The 19,497-nt window shown below is 75.0% G+C and carries 6 protein-coding genes; 4 read left to right on the plus strand and 2 right to left on the minus strand.

What is annotated here, in order from left to right; all coding sequences use genetic code 11:
* Nucleotides 1-100 precede the first annotated feature (100 nt).
* Entirely contained in the window at nt 101-1,825 is a 1,725-nt protein-coding gene (locus tag OG338_RS17010; RefSeq protein ID WP_405938137.1) for an acyl-CoA dehydrogenase family protein, read from the minus strand.
* Nucleotides 1,826-2,043: 218 nt separating this feature from the next.
* Between OG338_RS17010 and OG338_RS17015 the strand changes: the two genes are divergently transcribed.
* Nucleotides 2,044-3,093 carry a ferritin-like domain-containing protein gene (locus OG338_RS17015; protein WP_405938138.1) on the plus strand — a complete coding sequence of 350 codons (1,050 nt, stop codon included), beginning with the start codon at nt 2,044-2,046 and terminating at the stop codon, nt 3,091-3,093.
* 44 nt (nt 3,094-3,137) lie between these two features.
* Complete coding sequence (locus OG338_RS17020; protein ID WP_405938139.1) at nt 3,138-4,406, plus strand: beta-ketoacyl-[acyl-carrier-protein] synthase family protein; 1,269 nt, start codon at nt 3,138-3,140, stop codon at nt 4,404-4,406.
* Between the two features lie 52 nt (nt 4,407-4,458).
* On the opposite strand, the gene OG338_RS17025 is transcribed toward OG338_RS17020, so the two are convergent.
* On the minus strand, nt 4,459-6,078 hold the full coding sequence (locus OG338_RS17025) for an AMP-binding protein (RefSeq protein ID WP_405938140.1): 1,620 nt from the start codon (nt 6,076-6,078) through the stop codon (nt 4,459-4,461).
* A gap of 363 nt (nt 6,079-6,441) precedes the next feature.
* Between OG338_RS17025 and OG338_RS17030 the strand changes: the two genes are divergently transcribed.
* Together OG338_RS17030 and OG338_RS17035 are read left to right on the plus strand one after the other, a co-directional pair.
* The gene (locus OG338_RS17030; RefSeq protein WP_405938141.1) at nt 6,442-12,909 is read left to right on the plus strand and encodes an amino acid adenylation domain-containing protein; all 6,468 of its coding nucleotides are present in this window, start codon (nt 6,442-6,444) and stop codon (nt 12,907-12,909) included.
* Nucleotides 12,891-19,436: an amino acid adenylation domain-containing protein gene (locus tag OG338_RS17035; protein ID WP_405938142.1), complete on the plus strand. Its 6,546-nt coding sequence runs from the start codon at nt 12,891-12,893 to the stop codon at nt 19,434-19,436. Before OG338_RS17030 ends, OG338_RS17035 begins: the two co-directional genes overlap by 19 nt.
* The last annotated feature ends 61 nt before the right edge of the window (nt 19,437-19,497 follow it).

A 19,497-nucleotide genomic window follows, 5' to 3' on the forward strand; every position in this document is an offset into this window, starting at 1 on the left:
AGGAGTGTAGCTCCGGTGAAGGGTTGGCTGTAGGTGCGTGTATGCGTATATGTCCCATCCTTTTGGCGGCACGGTTGGCCTAGTGCCAGTCAAAAGAGGGTCAAGAGACGGTAGGGAGAAGCGAGAAGTCTTCACCTTTCGCCAACGCGCTCTCCATACATCTCACAAACCCGTCCCGGTGCCGTTCGGCCGGCAGCCGGCCGGGCTCAAGACGCTGTACGAGGCGCTGAAGAGCCAGAATCAGCCAGGCGTCGCCGCGCACCGCGCTCCGCTCCCGCGCACCCCCGTACAGCCATACGTACAGGCAGGACGCCGCCGCGTGCAGCACGCAGTGCCGGGCCGCCGCGCGGGACGCCGCCACCGAGTCCGGCGACCGGTCCGCCCCGGTGACCTCCGCGTACAGGGCCGCCCGGTGGGACGTCAGCTCCGCCAGTACGAGGGCGAGTTCGGCGGCCGACTCCTCGTCCAGGCGCTCCTTCGCGACGGCGGACGCCTCCTGGACGGCCTCGGTCCAGCCCCGGGTGATCTCGTCCTGGGCGGCGCTGGTGAGTTGCAGGGTGTCGCCGGACGGGGACCACACCGGAGCCTCGCGCGACCAGCCGAACAGGGCGCGCAGCACCTCGCGGCCGCCCTCGGCGGGCCGGTCCGCGACGGCGGCGACCGTCGGCAGCTGCGTCGCGATGCTGTGCAGATTGACGTGCGTCGTGCCCTCGAAGACCGTCGTGATGGCGTGGTCGCGGCGCAGCTTCTGCAAGACCCCCGAGGCGACGCCCTCGCGCAGATAGCCGCGCGCCCCGAGCACCTTGCCCACATGGTCCAGCACCTCTTCGCCCATCACCGGGACCAGGTACTTCACGACCGAGGACCACAGGCTCATCCGCGACGGCACCACCGACAGGGCCCGCGCCACGGGCAGCGCCACGCACTCGGCGATCAGGAGGTCCAGATGGGCACCCACCAGATGCTCCCGCACCACGGGGATCTCCTTGACCGGGGACCCGTACAGCACCCGCTCGTTCGCGTAACGCATCCCGATCCGCAGCGCCGAGTCCATGGTGCCCAGCGACATCGCGCCGATGGCGGTCCGGGTGATCTGGAGGGTCTTCAGCACCGAGGCGAGCCCCCGGTACGGCCGGCCGACCAGCGCCGAGCGGGGGACGCGCGCGTCGTGGAACGTGATCCCGCTCAGGTCGTGGCCGCGCAGCCCGGCGCCCTTCACGAACGGGGTGTTCGTCCAGGCCCCGTCCGCCAGCCGCTCCTTGTCCACCAGGAACAGCGAGAGCCCGCGCCCGTCGTGCTGGGCGAGGACGCTGACGAACCGCGACCTGGTCGCGTTGCCGACCGGCCACTTCTCACCGTTGAGGACGATGTGGTCGCCGTCCGACACGGCGGTCGTGCCGCTCGCCGCGAGGTCGCTGCCGTGGTCGCGCTCCGAGATGCCGAAGCAGGCCATGGCCCCGGCGGCCAGCCCCTCGGCGACCGGGGCCCGCTGCTCGTCGGTGCCCCACAGCCACACGGGCGCGGCGCCCAGCAGCGTCGAGCCGAACAGCACGGAGAAGGTGAGGTTGCGCCGGGCCAGGGTGCGGGTCAGCAGGAGGGCCGACTCCAGGTTCCGCAGCCGGCCGCCGTCGCCCTCGGGCACCAGGAAGCCGGCGAACCCCCATTCCAGCAGCAGCTTCTTCGCGCCGGCCGGCAGTTCGTCGCGCTCCTCGGCCGCGACGATCCCGGCGAACGAGAAGGGCCCTTCGCCGTCGGCCGGGTCGCCGAGGAGCCGTTCCAGGGAGGCGACGGCATCGAGGGTCGGCCGGGCATGCTCCAGCGTCATCGGAACAGCTCCATGAGGGTGTGGGAGGTGTGCCCGCCGGGTCACGGGGGCGGGTGTGCCCATGCTCGGCGCGCGGGCGCGCGGGTCACCAGGCAACCGACCGGCAGCTGTTGATGCCCGCAAATTGCCCAGGGCCTTCCTGGCCGGGCGCCCCCGGGCGGGCGAGGGTGTGGGCCGGGGCCGACGGGCCACGGTGGATGAAAGGATCGCGATCCCGAATGACCGACGTTTCCGTTGAGGGCTCGGCCCCTCCGCGCGGCGAGGACGGCTCGGCCGACTCCACGCTCTTCACCCTCGACCGGGCCCGCGAGGACCTGATGGAGGTCGACGCCTCCATCCGGGCCTGCCTCACCTGGGACTACGACGGGCGCGACAGCCGCATCTGGAAGCTGTACCAGCGCAACAAGCAGAACCAGTGGGACGCCGACACCTACATCGACTGGAGCTACGACGTCCGCTTCGGCGCCCCGCTCTCCGACGACCAGAGCGCCGGCCTCGCCTCGTTCGTCGTCTCCGAGAACAGCCCCGTGCCCCGCGAACTGCTCAACAGCTTCCGCTGGGAGTACCAGGCGTGGATGGTCAGCCAGTTCCTGCACGGCGAACAGGGCGCCCTCGTCACCACGGCCCGGCTGGTGGAGACCGTCCCCGACCTGGAGGCGAAGGTGTACGCGGCCTCCCAGGTCGCCGACGAGGCCCGGCACGTCGAGGCGTTCGCCCGGTACATCGACGAGAAGATCGGCGTCTCCTACCCGATCAACCCCGGCCTCAAGTCCCTGCTGCGCGACCTGCTCGCCGAGTCCCGCTGGGACGTCGTCTACCTCGGCATGCAGGTCATCGTGGAAGGGCTCGCGCTGGCCGCGACCCGGCTCGCCAGCAGCGGCTTCGGCGACCCGCTGATCACCTCGATCACCCGGATGATCGCCAAGGACGAGGCCCGGCACATCGGCTTCGGCGTGGTCTCCCTCACCGGCCTCTACAACGACATGACGACCCGGGAGCGCGACGAGCGCGAGGCGTTCCTCCTTGAGGCGGTGCACCTGATGTCCCGCCGGTTCCTGCTGCGCGAGGTCTGGGAGAACATGGGCCTCGACGTCGAACGGGGCCTGGCCTTCGCCCGTACCGACCCGATGATGTTCGGCTACCGGCAGCTGCTGTTCCAGCAGGTGATCCACGTACTGCGGCAGCTCGGCCTGCTCACCCCCAAGCTGCGCGAGCTGTTCCTCGCCGAGAACCTGGCCCGGCCCGAAGCCCTGCGCACCGCCGCCTAGGCCGCCCGTACGACGTACCCCGAAGCGGAAGGAGAAGGCCGGCGATGTCCGTCGCCCGTACGCGCCTGCCCGAGGTCGTCGTCACCGGCCTCGGCGCCACCACCCCGCTGGGCGGCGACGCCCCCACCACCTGGGCGGGCATCGTCGCGGCCCGGTCCGCCGCCCGCGCCCTCACCGAGCCCTGGGCCGAAGCACTGCCCGTCCGCATCGCGGCCCGGGCCGCCGTCGAACCCGACACCGCCCTGGACCGGACCCGGGCCCGCCGGCTCGACCGGGCCGCCCGGTTCGCACTGGTCGCCGCCGAGGAGGCGTGGCGGGACGCCGGCTTCCGCGGCCCGGCCGGTGAGCACGGGCAGCCGCCCGCCGAACGCGTCGGCGTCGTCATCGGCAGCGGCATCGGGGGCGTCGGCGCCCTCCTGCGCGCCCAGGAACAGCTGCGCACCGGACGGGAACGCGCCATCTCCCCGTACACCGTGCCCATGGTCATGGTGAACGGCGCGGCCGGGGCGGTCAGCCTCGCGCTCAACGCCCGGGCCGCCGCGCACTCCCCGGCGGGGGCCTGCGCGGCCGGGGCGGAGGCGGTCGCGGCGGGCCTGGACATGATCCGGCTGGGCCGCGCCGACGTGGTCGCGGTCGGCGGCGGCGAGGCCGTCATCGGCCCGCTGACGCTCACCGCCTTTGCCGCGATGCACGCGGTGTCCCGGCGCAACGACGACCCGGCGGGCGCCTCCCGCCCCTACGACAAGCAGCGCGACGGGTTCGTCCTCGGCGAGGGCGCCGCCGTCCTCGTCCTGGAGTCCGCCGCGCACGCCCGGGCCCGGGGCGCCCGGGTCTACTGCGAGCTGGCGGGGGCCGGGGTGAGCGCGGACGCCCACCACATGGTGCGGCCCGAACCGGACGGGCTCGGCCTGGCGAGCGCCCTGCGCAAGGCGCTCGCGGACGCCGGGCTGACCCCGGCCGACGTGGCGCACGTCAGCGCGCACGCCACGTCGACCCCGCAGGGCGACATCGCGGAGAGCCGGGCGCTCAACCACGTGCTGGGGGAGTCCGGTTACGCCGTCTCGGCCGTCAAGTCGGCCGCCGGGCACCTGATCGGCGGCTCCGGGGCGCTGGGCGCGCTCGCCGCGGTGCTGTCGCTGCGCGACCGCACGGTCCCGCCCGTCGCGAATCTGGCCGACGTGGACGACGCCATCGCGCTGGACGTGGTGCGCACCGTGCCCCGCGCCCTGCCGGCCGGCGACCTCGCGGCCCTGTCCGACGCGGCGGGCTTCGGCGGCCACAACGTGGTGCTGGCGTTCCGCTCGTACTCTTGAAAACAGCGAGGGGGCCGGTCACCGACCGGCCCCCCTTTCACGTGCGTACGAGTCAGGGCGCGAGCGTCCCGTCGCACAGCTGCTTCCACATCAGCCGCCGGCGCGGCTTGCCGCTCGACGTGACCGCCAGGCCGCTGCGGCGGACGTGGACGAGCAGCAGTTCCGCGTCGGGCAGCGACTCGGTGACGACCTCCCGGGCGATCTCGTCCCACTCCGGCCTGGCGCCCTCCATGACCACGGCGGCCGTCGCGACCCCGTCGCGGAAGCCCAGCAGCACGGCCGTCCGGCGCTCGGTGACGCCCAGCTCGTGCAGCCGGCCCTCCAGGCTCTCCGCGAAGACCATCTTGCCGTTCATCTTGATGCCGTCACCGAGCCGGCCGAGCACGAACAGCTGCCCGTCACGCAGGAACCCGGCGTCGCCCGAGCGCAGCACGCCCGACGCGAGGCTGGTCCCGGACGCCGAACCCGCCTCGCCCACATAGCTGTTGCCGCGCACCGAGGTCCCGCCGACGACGATCTCGCCCACGGTGCCGTCCGGCACGGGCCGGTCGTCCTCGTCCAGCACGGACACCGTGACGCCCTCCATCGGGCGCCCGCAGCCCACGATCCGGGCCGTGCCGGGCCGCCCGTCCCCGCCGTCCGGCGCCGAGGCCGTCCAGCCCTCGTCCGGGGCCAGCCCGGTCACCCCGAGGGTGGCCTCCGCACCGCCGTACGCCGGGGTGAAGACGCCGCGCCGGAAGCCGTACGGGCCGAGCAGCGCCTCGATAGCCTCCAGGGCGTCCGGGTCGATGCGCTCGGCGCCCAGGCTGACCGATCGCAGGGCGCTGAAGTCCATGCCCGCCAGGGCGGCCGGGCGGACCCGGCGCAGGATGTACGCCAGGCCGAAGTTGGGCATCGCGGTCAGGCCGATCCGGTGCTCGCTCATGCAGCGCAGATAGCGGACCGGGTCGCGCAGGAAGTGCTCCGGCTGCATCAGCCAGCCGTCGCACCCGGTGACCACCATGTTGATCAGGCAGCCGGTCAGGCCGAAGTCGTGGTGCACGGGCATCCAGCTGATGCCGGCGTCCTCGGGCCGCCACCGCAGCCTGCGCCGCATCGCGGTGATGTTGGCGCGCAGCGCGTCGGACGCGACCCGCACCCCGCGCGAGAAGCCGCTGGACCCGGAGGTGAACTGGAGCAGCGCATGGTCCGGCAGGGCGTACGGGGCGGGCGCCGGCGCCACGTCGCGTACCAGCTCGTCGAAGAGCACCGGCTGACGGATGCCGAGCCCCGCGCACGTCTTGCTGACCGCCTCGAAGGAGTCCTCGTCGCAGATGGTGAGGGCCGGGGCCGCCGTGCGGAAGAGGTGGTCGGCGTGGCGCTGGTAGTCCTCGCTGCGCTGGAACGCGAACGGCGGCGCGATCGAGGACGGCGTCGCCCCGGCCGCGAGCGCGCCGAACAGGCTGGCCGCGAAACCGGGGCTGGAGCGCTGCACCACGACCACCACGTCGTTGCGCCGCACCCCGTGCGCGCGCAGCGCGGCGGCCGTGCTGAGGGTCAGCCGGGCCAGCGACCGGTAGGAGTGGAAGTCCCAGCTGTCACGGGGTCCGGCGAAGTACAGCCCGCGGTCGGCCGGCGCGTCGGTCAGCCACTCCAGCAGGGCTCGGTCGGGATAGCTCTCGGGACGGGTCAAAGCAGTGGTCCTCTCAGCCTCTGCGGGCATTGCTGCGCATCATGCCGAGCGGCGGCGGGCCCCTTCCAGGCAAGAATCCGGTAACTCGCCCCGGCCGCCGACCGGCAGCCGGCGGCACCGGTTGCCGGTCGCTTTCCTGGTGACCGCACGTGCGTTCGGCGAGCCTTGATGCCACGGCGCCGGCCTGTCGACACCCTGCCGTCGCCGCCCCGCACGCCCCGGGGCGGCCGCGCCCGCCGTCACCCCGGCGCCCCACGACCGCCGGACGTCCCGCCCTGCGGACCGCGCCGAACACCCCGCGATCCGGCCCAGGGCACCAGACCGAGGCGCGCTGGAACGCGCCGGGAAGGTGGTCGTCGTCCGATGACTCCGCTCGTCACCGAAGGCACCCCGTTTCCGCTGACCGCCGCCCAGCGCGGGGTCTGGTTCGCCCACCGGCTCGCCTCGCCCACCTCGATGTTCAACCTGGCCGACTACCTGGAGATCCGGGGCCCGGTGGACGCCGGCATCCTCCGGCGCGCGGTCCGCCGGGCCGAGGTGGAGAGCGGCACCTTCGACGTGGCCTTCGGCGAGGGCCCGCAGGGCCCGTACCAGACGGCCGTCGCACAGGCCGGCGCACTGCTGCGGGAGATCGACCTCACCGGCCGGCCCGACCCGCACACCGAGGCGCTGCGCTGGATGGCCGAGGACCGGCACACCGCCCTCGACCTCGTCCGCGACCCGCTGTTCAACGAGGTGCTGCTGAAGCTCGGGGACGCGCACTTCATCTGGTACAAGCGCTGCCACCACATCCTGATCGACGGCTTCGGCAGCGTCCTCTTCACCCGCCGGGTCGCCGAGCTGTACGCCGCCGAGGCGGCCGGTGAGGAGCCCGCGGGCGCCCCGCTGAACACCCTCGCCGAGCTGGTCGCCGAGGAGGCCGCCTACCGCGCGTCCGACCGCTTCGCGCGCGACCGGGCCTACTGGCTCGACCGGTTCGCGGTGCAGCCGGAGACCGCCACCCTGTCCGACCGCACGGTGCCGGGCCGGGCCGGCGAGGTGCTGCCCACCCGCACCGCCGAGCTGCCCGAATCCGCGCTGGCCGCGCTCCGCACCGCCGGCCGCGAGGCCCGGACCACCTGGACGGTCCCGGTGCTCGCCGCGGTCGCCGCGTATCTGCACGGCATGACCGGGCAGCGCGACCTCACCATCGGCGTCCCGGTCGCCGCCCGGCGCACCGACATCGCCCGCAACAACCCCGGGATGATGGCCAACCAGCTCCCGCTGCGGCTCACCGTCGACCCCGCCGCCACCCGCGCCCAGCTGCTCCGCCAGGTCGCGTCCCGGCTCGCCGAACTCCTGGAGCACCAGAACTACCCGTACGACGACCTGCGGCGCGACCTGAAGCTCGTCGGCAGCGGCGGCCACCTCTTCGGGGTACAGGTCAACATCATCCCCACCAGCGGCGACCTGCTCTTCGACGGCCACCCCACCTACGCCCGCACCCTCCAGGGCGGCCCGGTCCCCGACCTCAACATCAGCGTCCGCCCCCAGGGCACCGGGCAGGGCGCCGCCATCGACTTCGAGGCCCCCGCCGACCGCTACACCGACGACGAACTCGCCGCCCACCAGAACCGCTTCCTGCGCTACCTCACCGCGCTGGCCACCGCCCCCGCCGACCTCCCGATCGGCCGCGTCCCGCTCCTCGGCCCCGCCGAGCACGAACAGGTCCTCGTGACGTGGAACGACACCGGCCGGCCGGACGCCGGGGCCACCTTCCCCGAGCTGTTCGAGCGGCAGGTCCGGGCCACCCCGCGGGCCGACGCCGTACGGGCCGGCGGGACCACGCTCTCGTACGAACGGCTCAACGCCCGCGCCAACCGGCTGGCCCGCCTCCTCGCCCGCAAGGGCGCCGGACCCGACACCCGGGTCGCCGTCGCCATGGACCGCTCCCCGGACGCCGTCGTCGCCGTCCTCGCCGTCCTGAAGGCGGGCGCCGCGCATCTGCCGGTCGACGTGTCGTACCCGGCCGAGCGCATCGCGTACATGCTGGACGACGCCCGCCCCGCCCTCGTGCTCACCACCCGCGCGGCCGCCGCCCGGCTCGACGGCCTCGCGGAACTCCCCGAGCAGCTGTTCCTGGACGAGCTGTTCGTCGGCGACCTCTTCCTGGACGAACTCGTCCTGGACGAGGCGTCCTTGGCGCCGCACGCCGACGACAGCGACCTCACCGACGCGGACCGCACCGCGCCGCTGCGCCCCGGCCACACCGCGTACGTCATCTACACCTCCGGGTCCACCGGGCGCCCCAAGGGCGTCCTGGTCCCGCACACCGGGATCGCCGCCCTCGCCGCCGCCCAGGCCGACCGGCTCGCGCTGCGGCCCGGCGAACGCGTCCTGATGTTCGCCTCGCCCAGCTTCGACGCCTCCGTCTGGGAGCTGTGCACCGCGCTCCTCACCGGCGGCTGCGCGGTCGTCGCCCCCGCCGAACGGCTCCAGCCCGGCCCCGCCCTGGCCGGCCTGATCGCCGAGACCGGCGTCAGCTGCCTGCTGCTCGCCCCCTCCGCGCTGTCCGTGATGGCCGAGGGCTCGATCCCGCCCGGCGTCACCCTGGTCGTCGGCGCCGAGGCGTGCCCGCCCGACCTCGTCGAGCGCTGGTCGCCCGGGCGCCGCATGGTCAACGCCTACGGGCCCACCGAGTCCACCGTCATCACCACCATGAGCGACCCGCTCGCCGGGCGCACCGTGCCCCGGATGGGCCGCCCCGTGCACCGCACCCGGGTACGCGTCCTGGACGAGGCGCTGCGCCCCGTCCCGGCGGGCGTGGCCGGCGAGGTCTACATCGCGGGCTCCGGCCTGGCGCGCGGCTACCTCAGCCGCCCCGGCCTGTCCGCCGGGCGGTTCGTCGCCGACCCGTACGGCGAGCCCGGCGCCCGCATGTACCGCTCCGGCGACCTCGCCCGCTGGACCCCGGACGGCGAGCTGGAATACCTGGGGCGCGGCGACGACCAGGTCAAGGTGCGCGGCTTCCGCATCGAGCCCGGTGAGATCGAGGCCGTCCTAGCCGCCGACCCGGCCGTCGGGCACGCCACGGTCGTCGTCCGCGAGGACGCCCCCGGCGTGCGCCGTCTCGTCGCCTACGCGGTGCCCCGCCCCGGCGCGGTGCCCGAGCCCGCCGCGCTGCGCGAACGGGCCGCCGCCGGGCTGCCCGAATACATGGTGCCCGCCGCCGTCGTGGTGCTCGACGCGCTGCCGCTCACCCCGAGCGGCAAACTGGACCGCAACGCCCTGCCCGCACCGGAGTTCACCGGTGCCGCCGAGAGCCGTGCCCCGCGCGACGACCGCGAACGCCTGCTGTGCGCGCTGATCGGCGAACTCCTCGGCGCCACCGCGGTGGGCATCGACGACAACTTCTTCGACCTGGGCGGCGACTCGATCGTGGCCGTCCAGTTCGTCACCCGCGCCGCCCGCGCCGGGATCGGCCTCACCCCGCAGGACGTCTTCACACACCGCACGGTCGCCGCCATGGCCGCCCACGCGGCGGGCACCGACGCCCCCGGCGGCCGGCCGGCCGGCACCCCGCCGGTCCCCGAACCGGCCGGCGAACCGGTCGGCGAACCGGTCGGCCCCGAGGAGGCCGCCGCCCTGCGCGCCCGCTGGGCCGGGCGGAACGCGGAAGCCCTGCTCCCGCTCGCCCCGCTTCAGGAGGGCATGCTCTTCCACGCCTTCTACTCCGGCGCCGCCCTCCGCGACGGCGACGCGGACGCCGGCCCCGACCCGTACAACGTGCAGAAGGTCTTCGGGCTCGCCGGGCCGCTCGACACCGAGGCGCTGCGCCGCGCCTGCCGGAGTGTGCTCGACCGGCACCCCGCGCTGCGCGCCGGCTTCGACCGCGCCGAATCCGGGGTGCCCGTCCAGGTGATCTGCGGCGGCCTCGAACCGGACTGGGCGTTCCACGACCTCGCGGACCTGGCCGAGCCGGACCGGGCCGCCGCGCTGAGCGGGCTGCTCGCCTCGGACAAGGCCCGCCGCTTCCCGATGGACGCGCCGCCGCTGATCCGCTTCGGCCTCGTGCGCACCGCCCCGGACGAGCATCTGCTCGTCATCACGAACCATCACATCCTGTACGACGGCTGGTCGTTGCCGCTCGTCCTGCGGGACCTGTTCCTGCTGTACGCGGACGGCGGCACCGGGGCCGCGCTGCCGCCCGCCGTCCCGGTCTCCGACCACCTCGCATGGCTCGCCGCCCAGAACCGTACGGCCTCCGAGGACGCCTGGCGCACCGCCCTCGCCGGCCTGGACGAGCCGACGCTCGTCGCCCCCGGCGCCCAGGCCGCCACCGGCACCCCGGCGCTCGCCGTCACCGAGCTGGACGAGGAGCTGACCCGGGCGGTGGGCGCGGCCGCCCGCACCCGGGGCCTCACCACCAGCACCGTCGTCCAGGGCGCCTGGGCGCTGCTCCTCGCGCTGCTGACCGGCCGCGACGACGTCGTGTTCGGCACCACCGTCTCCGGCCGGCCGCCGCTGCTGCCGGGCGTCGAGGAGATGGTCGGGATGCTGATGAACACCGTTCCGGTCCGGGTCCGCGTCGACCCCGCGCAGCCGTTCGCCGCGCTCCTCGCCACCGTGCAGTCGGAGCAGGCCGCGCTGACCGGGCACCACCACCTCGGGCTGCCCGCGCTCCAGCGGCTGACCGGGATGCCCGAACTCTTCGACACCAGCACGGTCTTCGAGAACGCCCCGGTGGACCGCGCGTCCATCGGCCGGGCCGTCCCGGGGCTGCGGATCAGCGTCGAGGAGTCCGATGCCACCGGCGCCACCCACTACCCGCTCAGCCTGATCGCCGCCCCCGGCGACCGGATGCGGCTGGAACTCACCTACCGGGCCGACCTGTACGGCGCGGCTGAGGCGGACGCCGTCCTCACCCGGCTCCGGCTCGCCCTCGCCGCGTTCGCCGCCGACCCGGACCGGCCGGTCGCCGCGATCCCGCTGCTCACCGCCGAGGAGACGGCCGGGGCGCTCGCGGCGGGCCGGGGCCCGGTCCGCGCCTTCCCGGACGCCACCCTGCCGGAGCTGTTCGCGGCCCAGGCCGCCCGCACCCCGGACGCGGTCGCCGTCGTCCGCGGCGCCGAGACCGTCACGTACGCCGGACTGGACGCACGGGCCGGCCGCCTCGCCGCCGCACTCGTCGCCAAGGGGGCCGGGCCCGGCCGGGTCGTCGGGGTGAGCCTGCCGCGCTCGGTGGAGCTGATCGTCGCCCTGCACGCCGTGCACCGCGCCGGGGCCGCCTATCTGCCGATCGACCCGGACTACCCGGCGGAGCGCGTCCGCAACATGCTCAGCGACGCCGACCCGGTCCTGGTCATCGACCCGGCGAACTACGCGGCGCTGACCTCGGGCGCCCCGGCCGCCGGCGGCCCGGCCCCGGACCGCCCGCTGCCGCCGCACCCGGCCTACGTCATCCACACCTCCGGCTCCACCGGCCGCCCCAAGGGGATCGTGGTGGCGCACGCCGGGGTCGCCAACTACCTGCACTGGATGCAGGACGCCTTCCCGCTCGGCCCCGGCGACCGGGTCCTCCAGCGCACCTCGATGAGCTTCGACCCCTCGGTGTGGGAGATCTTCTGGCCGCTGATCACCGGCGCCGCCGTCGTGATCGCCGAGCCGGACGGCCACACCCGGCCCGGCTATCTGCCCGATCTCATCCGCCGGGAGAAGGTCACCGTCGCCCAGTTCGTCCCGTCCACCCTGGAGGTCTTCGTCCAGGAACCGGGCGCGGACCGCTGCGACGGGCTGCGGCGGGTGTTCTGCGGCGGCGAGGCCATGACCGCCGGCCTGGTCGAACGGTTCCGCGCTGTGAGTGGGGCCGCCCTGCACAACCTGTACGGGCCGACCGAGGTGTCCGTCTACTCCACGAGCCACCTGGCGGTCGCCGGCGCCGAACCCGCCGCCGTGCCGGTCGGCCGCCCCGCCGCCAACCTGCGGGTGTACGTGCTCGACGCCCGGCTGCGGCCGGTGCCCCCGGGGGTGAGCGGCGAGATCTGCATCGCGGGACCCGGTGTGACCCTCGGCTACGCGGGCCGGCCCGGGCTCACCGCCGAGCGCTTCGTCGCCGACCCGTACGGCGCGCCCGGCACCCGGATGTACCGCACCGGCGACCTCGGCCGCCGCCGGGCGGACGGGGAGCTGGAATACCTGGGCCGCGCCGACCACCAGACGAAGATCCGCGGCCACCGCATCGAGCTCGGCGAGATCGAGACCGTGCTCACCGCCGACCCCTCGGTCTCCCGCGCCGCCGTCATCGTCCGGGAGGACCGGGCGGGCGCCCCGCGCATCGTCGCGTACGCCGTCCCGGCCGCGGGCCCTCTCGACGCCGACGCGCTGCGGGAACACCTCGCCGCCTCGCTGCCCGGCTACATGGTGCCGTCCGTCCTGATGGAGGTCGCCGCCCTGCCGCTGACCCCGAACGGAAAGCTGGACCGCAAGGCCCTGCCCGCACCGGAATCCTCGGCCGCCCCCGCCGGACGGGAACCGCGCGACGCCCGCGAGACGCTGCTCTGCGGCCTGTACGCCGAACTGCTCGGCCTGGAACGGGTCTCGATCGACGACGACTTCTTCGGCCTCGGCGGCGACTCGATCCTGTCGATCCGGCTGGCCGGCCGCGCCCGCACCGAAGGGCTCGACCTCACCCCGCGCGATGTGTTCACGCACAAGACCGTCGCCGCGCTCGCCCCCCACACCAAGGACGTCGCGGCGGGCGAGGACGCCTGGACCCCCGCCCAGCAGCCCCTCGTCCCGCTCGACCTGGACGAGCTCGAAGAGCTCGAAGCCCAATGGGAGAACTCGAAGTGAAGCAGACCTCGCTGGAAGCGGTCCTGCCGCTGTCCCCCTTGCAGGAGGGCATGCTCTTCCACGCTCTCTACGACTCCGAGGGCGTCGACTTCTACAACATGCAGACGCCCCTGGAGCTGGCCGGGGCCCTGGACACGCAGGCCATGAAGCGCGCCTGCGGGCAGCTCCTGGAACGCCACTCCGGTCTGCGTGCGGGCTTTCTGCAACGCCGCTCGGGGCAGGCCGTCCAGGCCGTGGCCCGTGCCGTCGAGACGCCCTGGGAGGAGAGCGACCTCAGCGGCTTCGGCGAGTCCGAGCAGCGGGCCCGGCTCACCCGGCTCCTCGCCGCCGACCGGGAACGCCGCTTCGACCTGGCCCGGCCCCCGCTCGTCCGCTTCACCCTCGTCCGTCTCGGTGCCGAACGCCACGTCCTGGTCATCACCAACCACCACATCCTGGTCGACGGCTGGTCCCTGCCCATCGTGCTGCGCGACGTCTTCCGCCTCTACCGGCGGGCCCGGGGCGACGCCGGCCTGCCCGGCCTGGAGGCGGTCGTCCCGTTCGGCGACTACCTGGGCTGGCTCGACGCCCAGGACCGGGCCGAGGCCGAACGCGCCTGGGCCGATGCGCTGGACGGGCTCGATGAACCGACGCTGGTCGCCCCGGCCGCCACCGCGGGCACCCCGGGCCGCCAGCAGCGCGTCATCGCGGACCTGCCGGCCGGGCTGACCGCCGCGCTCGGCACGGCCGGGCGGCAGCGCGGGCTGACCCTCAACACCGTGGTCCAGGGTGCCTGGGCGCTGCTCATCTCCTCGCTCACCGGGCGCGACGACGTCGTGTTCGGCGCCACCGTGGCGGGCCGGCCGCCGCAGATCCCGGGCGTCGACCACATGGTCGGCCTGCTCATCAACACCGTGCCGGCCCGGCTGCGCATCGACCCGGACGAGCCGCTGTCCGCGATGCTGGCCCGGCTCCAGGACCAGCAGGCCCGGCTCGGCGGCTACCACTACCTGGGCCTCGCCGACATCCACCGGACCACCGGGCACACCGAACTCTTCGACACCACCGTCGCGTTCGAAAGCTTCCCGATCGACCCGCTGGCCGCGTCCAAGGCGATCCCCGGCATGGCCATCGCCATCGTGGAGGCCACCGGCCACGAGGCCCACGAGGGCACCCACTACCCGCTCAGCCTCGCCGTCTACCCGGGCGAGGAACTGCGCCTCGAACTCAACCACCGCCAGGACCTCTTCGACACCGAGGCGGCGACCGCCCTGCTCGGCCGGCTCCGGCTGCTCCTCGACGGCTTCGTCACCGACCCGGACACCCCGGCCGGCCGCGTCGCCCTCCTCACCGACGAGGAGCGCCACCGCACCCTGCACACCTGGAACGACACCGCCCGCGAGGTCCCCGCCGCCACGCTCCCCGACGTGTTCGAGGCGCAGGTGCGGGCGACCCCCGACGCGACCGCCCTCGTCGGCGGCGGGCAGGCACTCACCTTCGACGCCCTCAACGCCCGTGCCAACCGGCTCGCCCGGCTCCTCGCCGCCCGGGGCGCCGGCCCCGACACCCTCGTCGCGCTCGCGCTGCCCCGTACCGCCGACACCGTGATGGCGATCCTCGCCGTGCTCAAGGCCGGCGCCGGCTACCTGCCGATCGACCCGGAGTACCCGGCCGCCCGGATCACCGCGCTGCTCGCCGACACCGCGCCGGTCCTCCTGGTGACCACGGACGCCGTCGCGGCCGGACTCCCGGACGGCGGCCCGGACCGGCTCTCGCTCGACGCCCTCGCGGACCGGCTCGACGGGGGCACCGGGGCGCAGCCCGACGCCGGGGCGCCCTCGGACACCGGCCTCATGGACACCGACCTCACGGACGCCGACCGCACCGCCCCGCTGCTGCCCGCGCACCTCGCGTACACCATCTCGACCTCGGGCTCCACCGGCACGCCCAAGGCCGTCGCGGTCGAGCACCGCGCCCTGGTGAACATGTTCCACAGCCACCGGGACCGGTTCTTCGCGCCGGAGTCCGAGGCGGCGGGCGGCCGGCGGATGCGGGTCGCGCTCACCAACGCGCTGGTCTTCGACGCGTCCTGGAGCCAGCTCCTGTGGATGACCGGCGGCCATGAACTGCACCTGGTGGACGACGAGACCCGCAAGGACCCGCACGCGCTGACCGCGTACGTCACCGAGCACCGCATCGACGTCCTCGACACCACGCCCAGCTTCGCCCGCACCCTCCTCGCGGCCGGGCTCCTCGGCCACGCGGCCGGGGGACACCGCCCGACCACGCTCGCGCTCGGCGGCGAGGCCGTCGGCGACGACCTGTGGGACGAACTGCGCGCCACCGAGGGCCTGAACGGCTACAACCTGTACGGCCCCGCCGAGTGCACCGTCGACGCGATGCTCTGCCGCACCGGCGACAGCGACCGCCCCGCCATCGGCCGCCCCGCGCACAACACCCGCGTCTACCTCCTGGACGGCCGGCTGCGCCCGGTGCCCGCCGGTACGGACGGCGAGCTGTACATCGCCGGGGCCGGGCTGGCCCGCGGTTACCTCGGCCGCCCCGGGCTCTCCGCCGAACGCTTCGTCGCCGACCCCTTCGGCGCGCCCGGCACCCGGATGTACCGCACCGGCGACCTCGGCCGGTGGCTGCCCGACGGCACGATGGTGTTCGCCGGGCGCGCCGACGACCAGGTCAAGATCCGCGGCTTCCGCGTCGAGCCCGGCGAGATCGAGGCGGTCTGCGCCGCCGACCCGGCCGTGGCACGGGCGGCCGTCGTGGCCCGCGAGGACCGCCCGGGCGTCAAGCGCCTCGTCGCCTACGTGGTGCCCGCCGACACAGCCGCCGACGCCTCCGCCGACGCAACCGCCGACCTCGCCGGGCTGCCCGGCCGGCTCGCCGGGGTGCTGCCCGCGCACATGGTGCCCGCGGCCGTCGTCACGCTGCCCGAGCTGCCGCTGACGATCAACGGCAAGCTGGACCGCCGCGCCCTGCCCGCCCCGGAGTTCGCGGGCGCGGCCGGCGGCCGGGCGCCGAAGGACGACCGGGAACGGCTGCTGTGCGAGCTGTTCGCCGAGGTGCTGCACGTCGAAGGCGTCGGCGCCGACGACAGCTTCTTCGACCTGGGCGGCGACTCGATCCTCTCCCTCCAGCTGGTCTCCCGGCTGCGCAAGGCGGGCCTCGTGCTCACCCCCAGGGACGTCTTCACCCACCGCACCGTCGCCGCGCTGGCCACCGCCGCCACCGAGACCGCCGACGCCGAGCCCGCCTTCGTACCGCCGGAAGGGCCGCTCGTCACCCTCGGCGCCGACGAACGGGCGGAGCTGGACCGGGACTTCCCCGGGCACCTGGACGTCCTGCCGCTGACCCCGCTTCAGCAGGGCATGCACTTCCACGCCCTGCTCGCCGAGGACGGCGTCGACGTCTACAACACCCAGCGGCCCCTGCACCTCGCCGGCGAGGTGGCCCCGGGCGTGCTGCGGACCGCCTGCGAGGCGCTGCTCGCCCGGCACGGCAATCTGCGCGCCGCGTTCGTCCGCCCGGCCGGCGGGGCCGCCGTCCAGGTGGTGCCCGCAGCCGTCACCCTGCCGTGGACGGACCTCGACCTCACCGGGCTCGACGAGGAGACCCGGCGCGACCGGGTCGCGGCGCTGCTCGCCGAGGACCGGGTTCGCCGCTTCGACCTGGCCGAACCGCCGCTGGTCCGGGTCACCCTGGTCAAGCTCGCCGAGGACCGCCACCTCTTCCTGCTGACGCACCATCACATCCTGCTCGACGGCTGGTCGCTGCCCCTGATGTTCCGCGACCTCTTCGAGCTGTACGCGAACGGCGGCGCCACCGCGTCGCTGCCGGCCGTCACCCCGTACCGCCATCACCTCGGCCGGCTCGCCTCCCTGGACGGTACGGGCGAGCGGCTGTGGCGGGACGCGCTGGCCGGGCTCGACGGGCCGACCCTGGTCGCCCCCGGCGCCGACGCGGCCGCCGCCGTCGTCCCGGACCTCGTCGCGCACCGCCTCGGCGCCGACGAGACCCGGGCGCTCACCGCCGCCGCCCGCGCCCACGGGCTCACCCTCAACACCGTCCTCCAGTACGCCTGGGCGGTCGCCCTCGGCCGCCTCACCGGCCGGCGCGACGTCGTCTTCGGCGCCACCGTCGCCGGACGCGACCCGCGGCTGCCCGGCGCCGAGTCCATCGTCGGCATGCTGATGAACACCATCGCGGTCCGGGTGCGCTGGGAGCCCGGCCAGACCCTCTCCGGCGTCCTCGCCCGGCTCCAGGACGAGCAGGCCGCCCTCGGCGAGGCGCACCACGTCTCCCTGGCGGCCGTGCAGCAGGGCGCCGGACACGGCGAACTCTTCGACACCGTCCTCGGGTTCGAGAACACCCCGGTCGACCGCGCCGCCGTCCAGGAGCAGGTCCCCGGGCTCCGGATCTCCGTGGACGACACCGCCGCACCCGGCGCCACCCACTACCCGCTCAGCCTGGTCGTGGTGCCCGGCGAGCGCCTGAGCCTCGAACTGAACTACCGGGGCGACCTGTTCACACCCGACGAGGCGGACCGGCTGCTCGCCGTGGTCGGCCGGGTCCTGGACGCCCTCGCCACCACCCCGGACCTGCCGACGGGCCGCATCGGGCTGCTCTCCGCACCCGAGCTCGACCGCCTGGTCGCCGAGCCCAACCGGGGAGCCGACGCCCGGACCGCGACCCCGGCCACCTTCCCCGAGCTGTTCGCCCGGCAGGTCGCCGCCCGCCCCGACGCACCCGCCGTCACCGGACCCGGCGGCACCCTCTCGTACGCCGGACTCGACGCCCGCGCCAACCGCCTGGCCCGCGTCCTCGCCGCCCACGGCGCCGGACCGGAACGCCTGGTCGTCGTCGCCATGCCGCGCTCGACGGACTCCGTGGTCTCGATCGTCGCCGCGCTCAAGGCGGGCGCCGCCTACCTGCCGCTCGACGTCACCTACCCGGCGGACCGGGTCGCCTTCATGCTCCGCGACGCCGCCCCGCACCTCGTCCTCACCACCCGCGAGGCCGCCGAGGGCCTGCCCGCCGAGGAGGGCGGACCCGCCCGGCTGTACGTGGACGAGCTGACGGTCCCCGAAGACACCTCGGACGCCGAGCTGACCGACGCCGACCGGACGGGCCCGCTGCGCCCGGCGTCCGCCGCGTACGTCATCTACACCTCGGGCTCCACCGGCACCCCGAAGGGCGTCCTCGTCACCCACGCCGGGCTCGCCTCGATGATGGCCGCCCAGGCGGACGGGCTCGACGCGAAGCCCCTGGGCAGGGTCCTGCTCTACGCCTCGCCCAGCTTCGACGCCTCCGTGTGGGAGCTGTGCACCGCGCTGCTCACCGGGTCCTGCGCCGTCGTCGTACCGGCCGCCGAACTCCTGCCCGGGCAGCCGCTCGTGGACACCGTCGCCCGGTACGGGGTGAGCTGCCTGCTGCTGCCGCCGTCCTCGCTGGCCGTGGTCCCCGAGGACGGGCTGCCCGAGGGCGTCACGCTCGTCGTCGGCGGCGAGGCGTGCGCACCCGACCTGGTGGCCCGCTGGTCCGCCGGGCGCCGCATGGTCAACGCGTACGGGCCGACCGAGTCCACCGTCATGGCCACCATGAGCGCCCCCCTGGCCGGGCGCACCGCCCCGCCCATGGGCCGCCCGGTCGCCGGCAGCCGCGTCTACGTGCTGGACGAGACGCTGCGCCCGGTCCCGCCCGGGGTGCCCGGCGAACTGCACATCGCCGGCGCCGGGCTGGCCCGCGGCTACCTCGGCCGGACCGCGCTCACCGCGCAGCGCTTCGTCGCCGACCCGTACGGCGCGCCCGGCACCCGGATGTACCGCACCGGCGACCTCGCCCGGTGGACCGCCGACGGGCAGCTGGAATACCTGGGCCGCAGCGACGAGCAGGTCAAGGTGCGCGGCTTCCGCATCGAGCCCGGCGAGGTCGAGGCCGCGCTCACCGCCGACGCCTCCGTGGCCCGGTCCGTGGTCGTCGCCCGCGAGGACGCCCCCGGCATCCGGCGCCTCGTCGGATACGTCGTCGCCGCACCGGGCCAGCAGGTCAGCCCGGCCGCCCTGCGGGAGCGGGTCGGCGCGGTGCTGCCGGACTACATGGTCCCGGCCGCCGTGGTCGAGCTGGCCGCCTGGCCGGTCACCCCGAGCGGCAAGCTCGACCGGAACGCCCTGCCCGCCCCGGACTTCGCCGCCGCCGCGACCGGGCGCGCCCCGCGCGGCGAGGCCGAGGAGCTGTTCTGCGCGCTGTTCCGGGAAGTGCTCCAGGTGGACCGGGCGGGCGCGGACAGCAGCTTCTTCGACCTGGGCGGCGACTCCATCACCTCCATCCAGCTCGTCACCCGGGCGCGCAAGGCCGGTTACGAGATCGCCCCGCGCGATGTGTTCGCCGGGCGCACCGTGGCCGGTCTGGCCGCGCTGGCCAAACGGCTCGGCTCCGAGGCCCGGCAGCCCGCCGCCCCCGAGGAGCCGCTGGTCACCCTGGACCAGGACGAGCTGGCCGAGTTCACCGCGGAGTGGGACGACGACTCCGCCTGAGAGCGTGTTGGCAAACCCGCGCCCGGGCCCGAGTGGCCTGGCACCGCCGCCTCCCGCGTTG

It is taken from the genome of Streptomyces sp. NBC_00726 (assembly GCF_045161735.1).
Classification (GTDB): domain Bacteria; phylum Actinomycetota; class Actinomycetes; order Streptomycetales; family Streptomycetaceae; genus Streptomyces.

Coding starts and splice junctions, on each gene's coding strand:
- OG338_RS17035 (WP_405938142.1), top strand. CDS start 12,891: ATGGGAGAACTCGAAGTGAAGCAGACCTCGCTGGAAGCGGTCCTGCCG.
- OG338_RS17020 (WP_405938139.1), top strand. CDS start 3,138: ATGTCCGTCGCCCGTACGCGCCTGCCCGAGGTCGTCGTCACCGGCCTC.
- OG338_RS17010 (WP_405938137.1), bottom strand. CDS start 1,825: ATGACGCTGGAGCATGCCCGGCCGACCCTCGATGCCGTCGCCTCCCTG.
- OG338_RS17030 (WP_405938141.1), top strand. CDS start 6,442: ATGACTCCGCTCGTCACCGAAGGCACCCCGTTTCCGCTGACCGCCGCC.
- OG338_RS17015 (WP_405938138.1), top strand. CDS start 2,044: ATGACCGACGTTTCCGTTGAGGGCTCGGCCCCTCCGCGCGGCGAGGAC.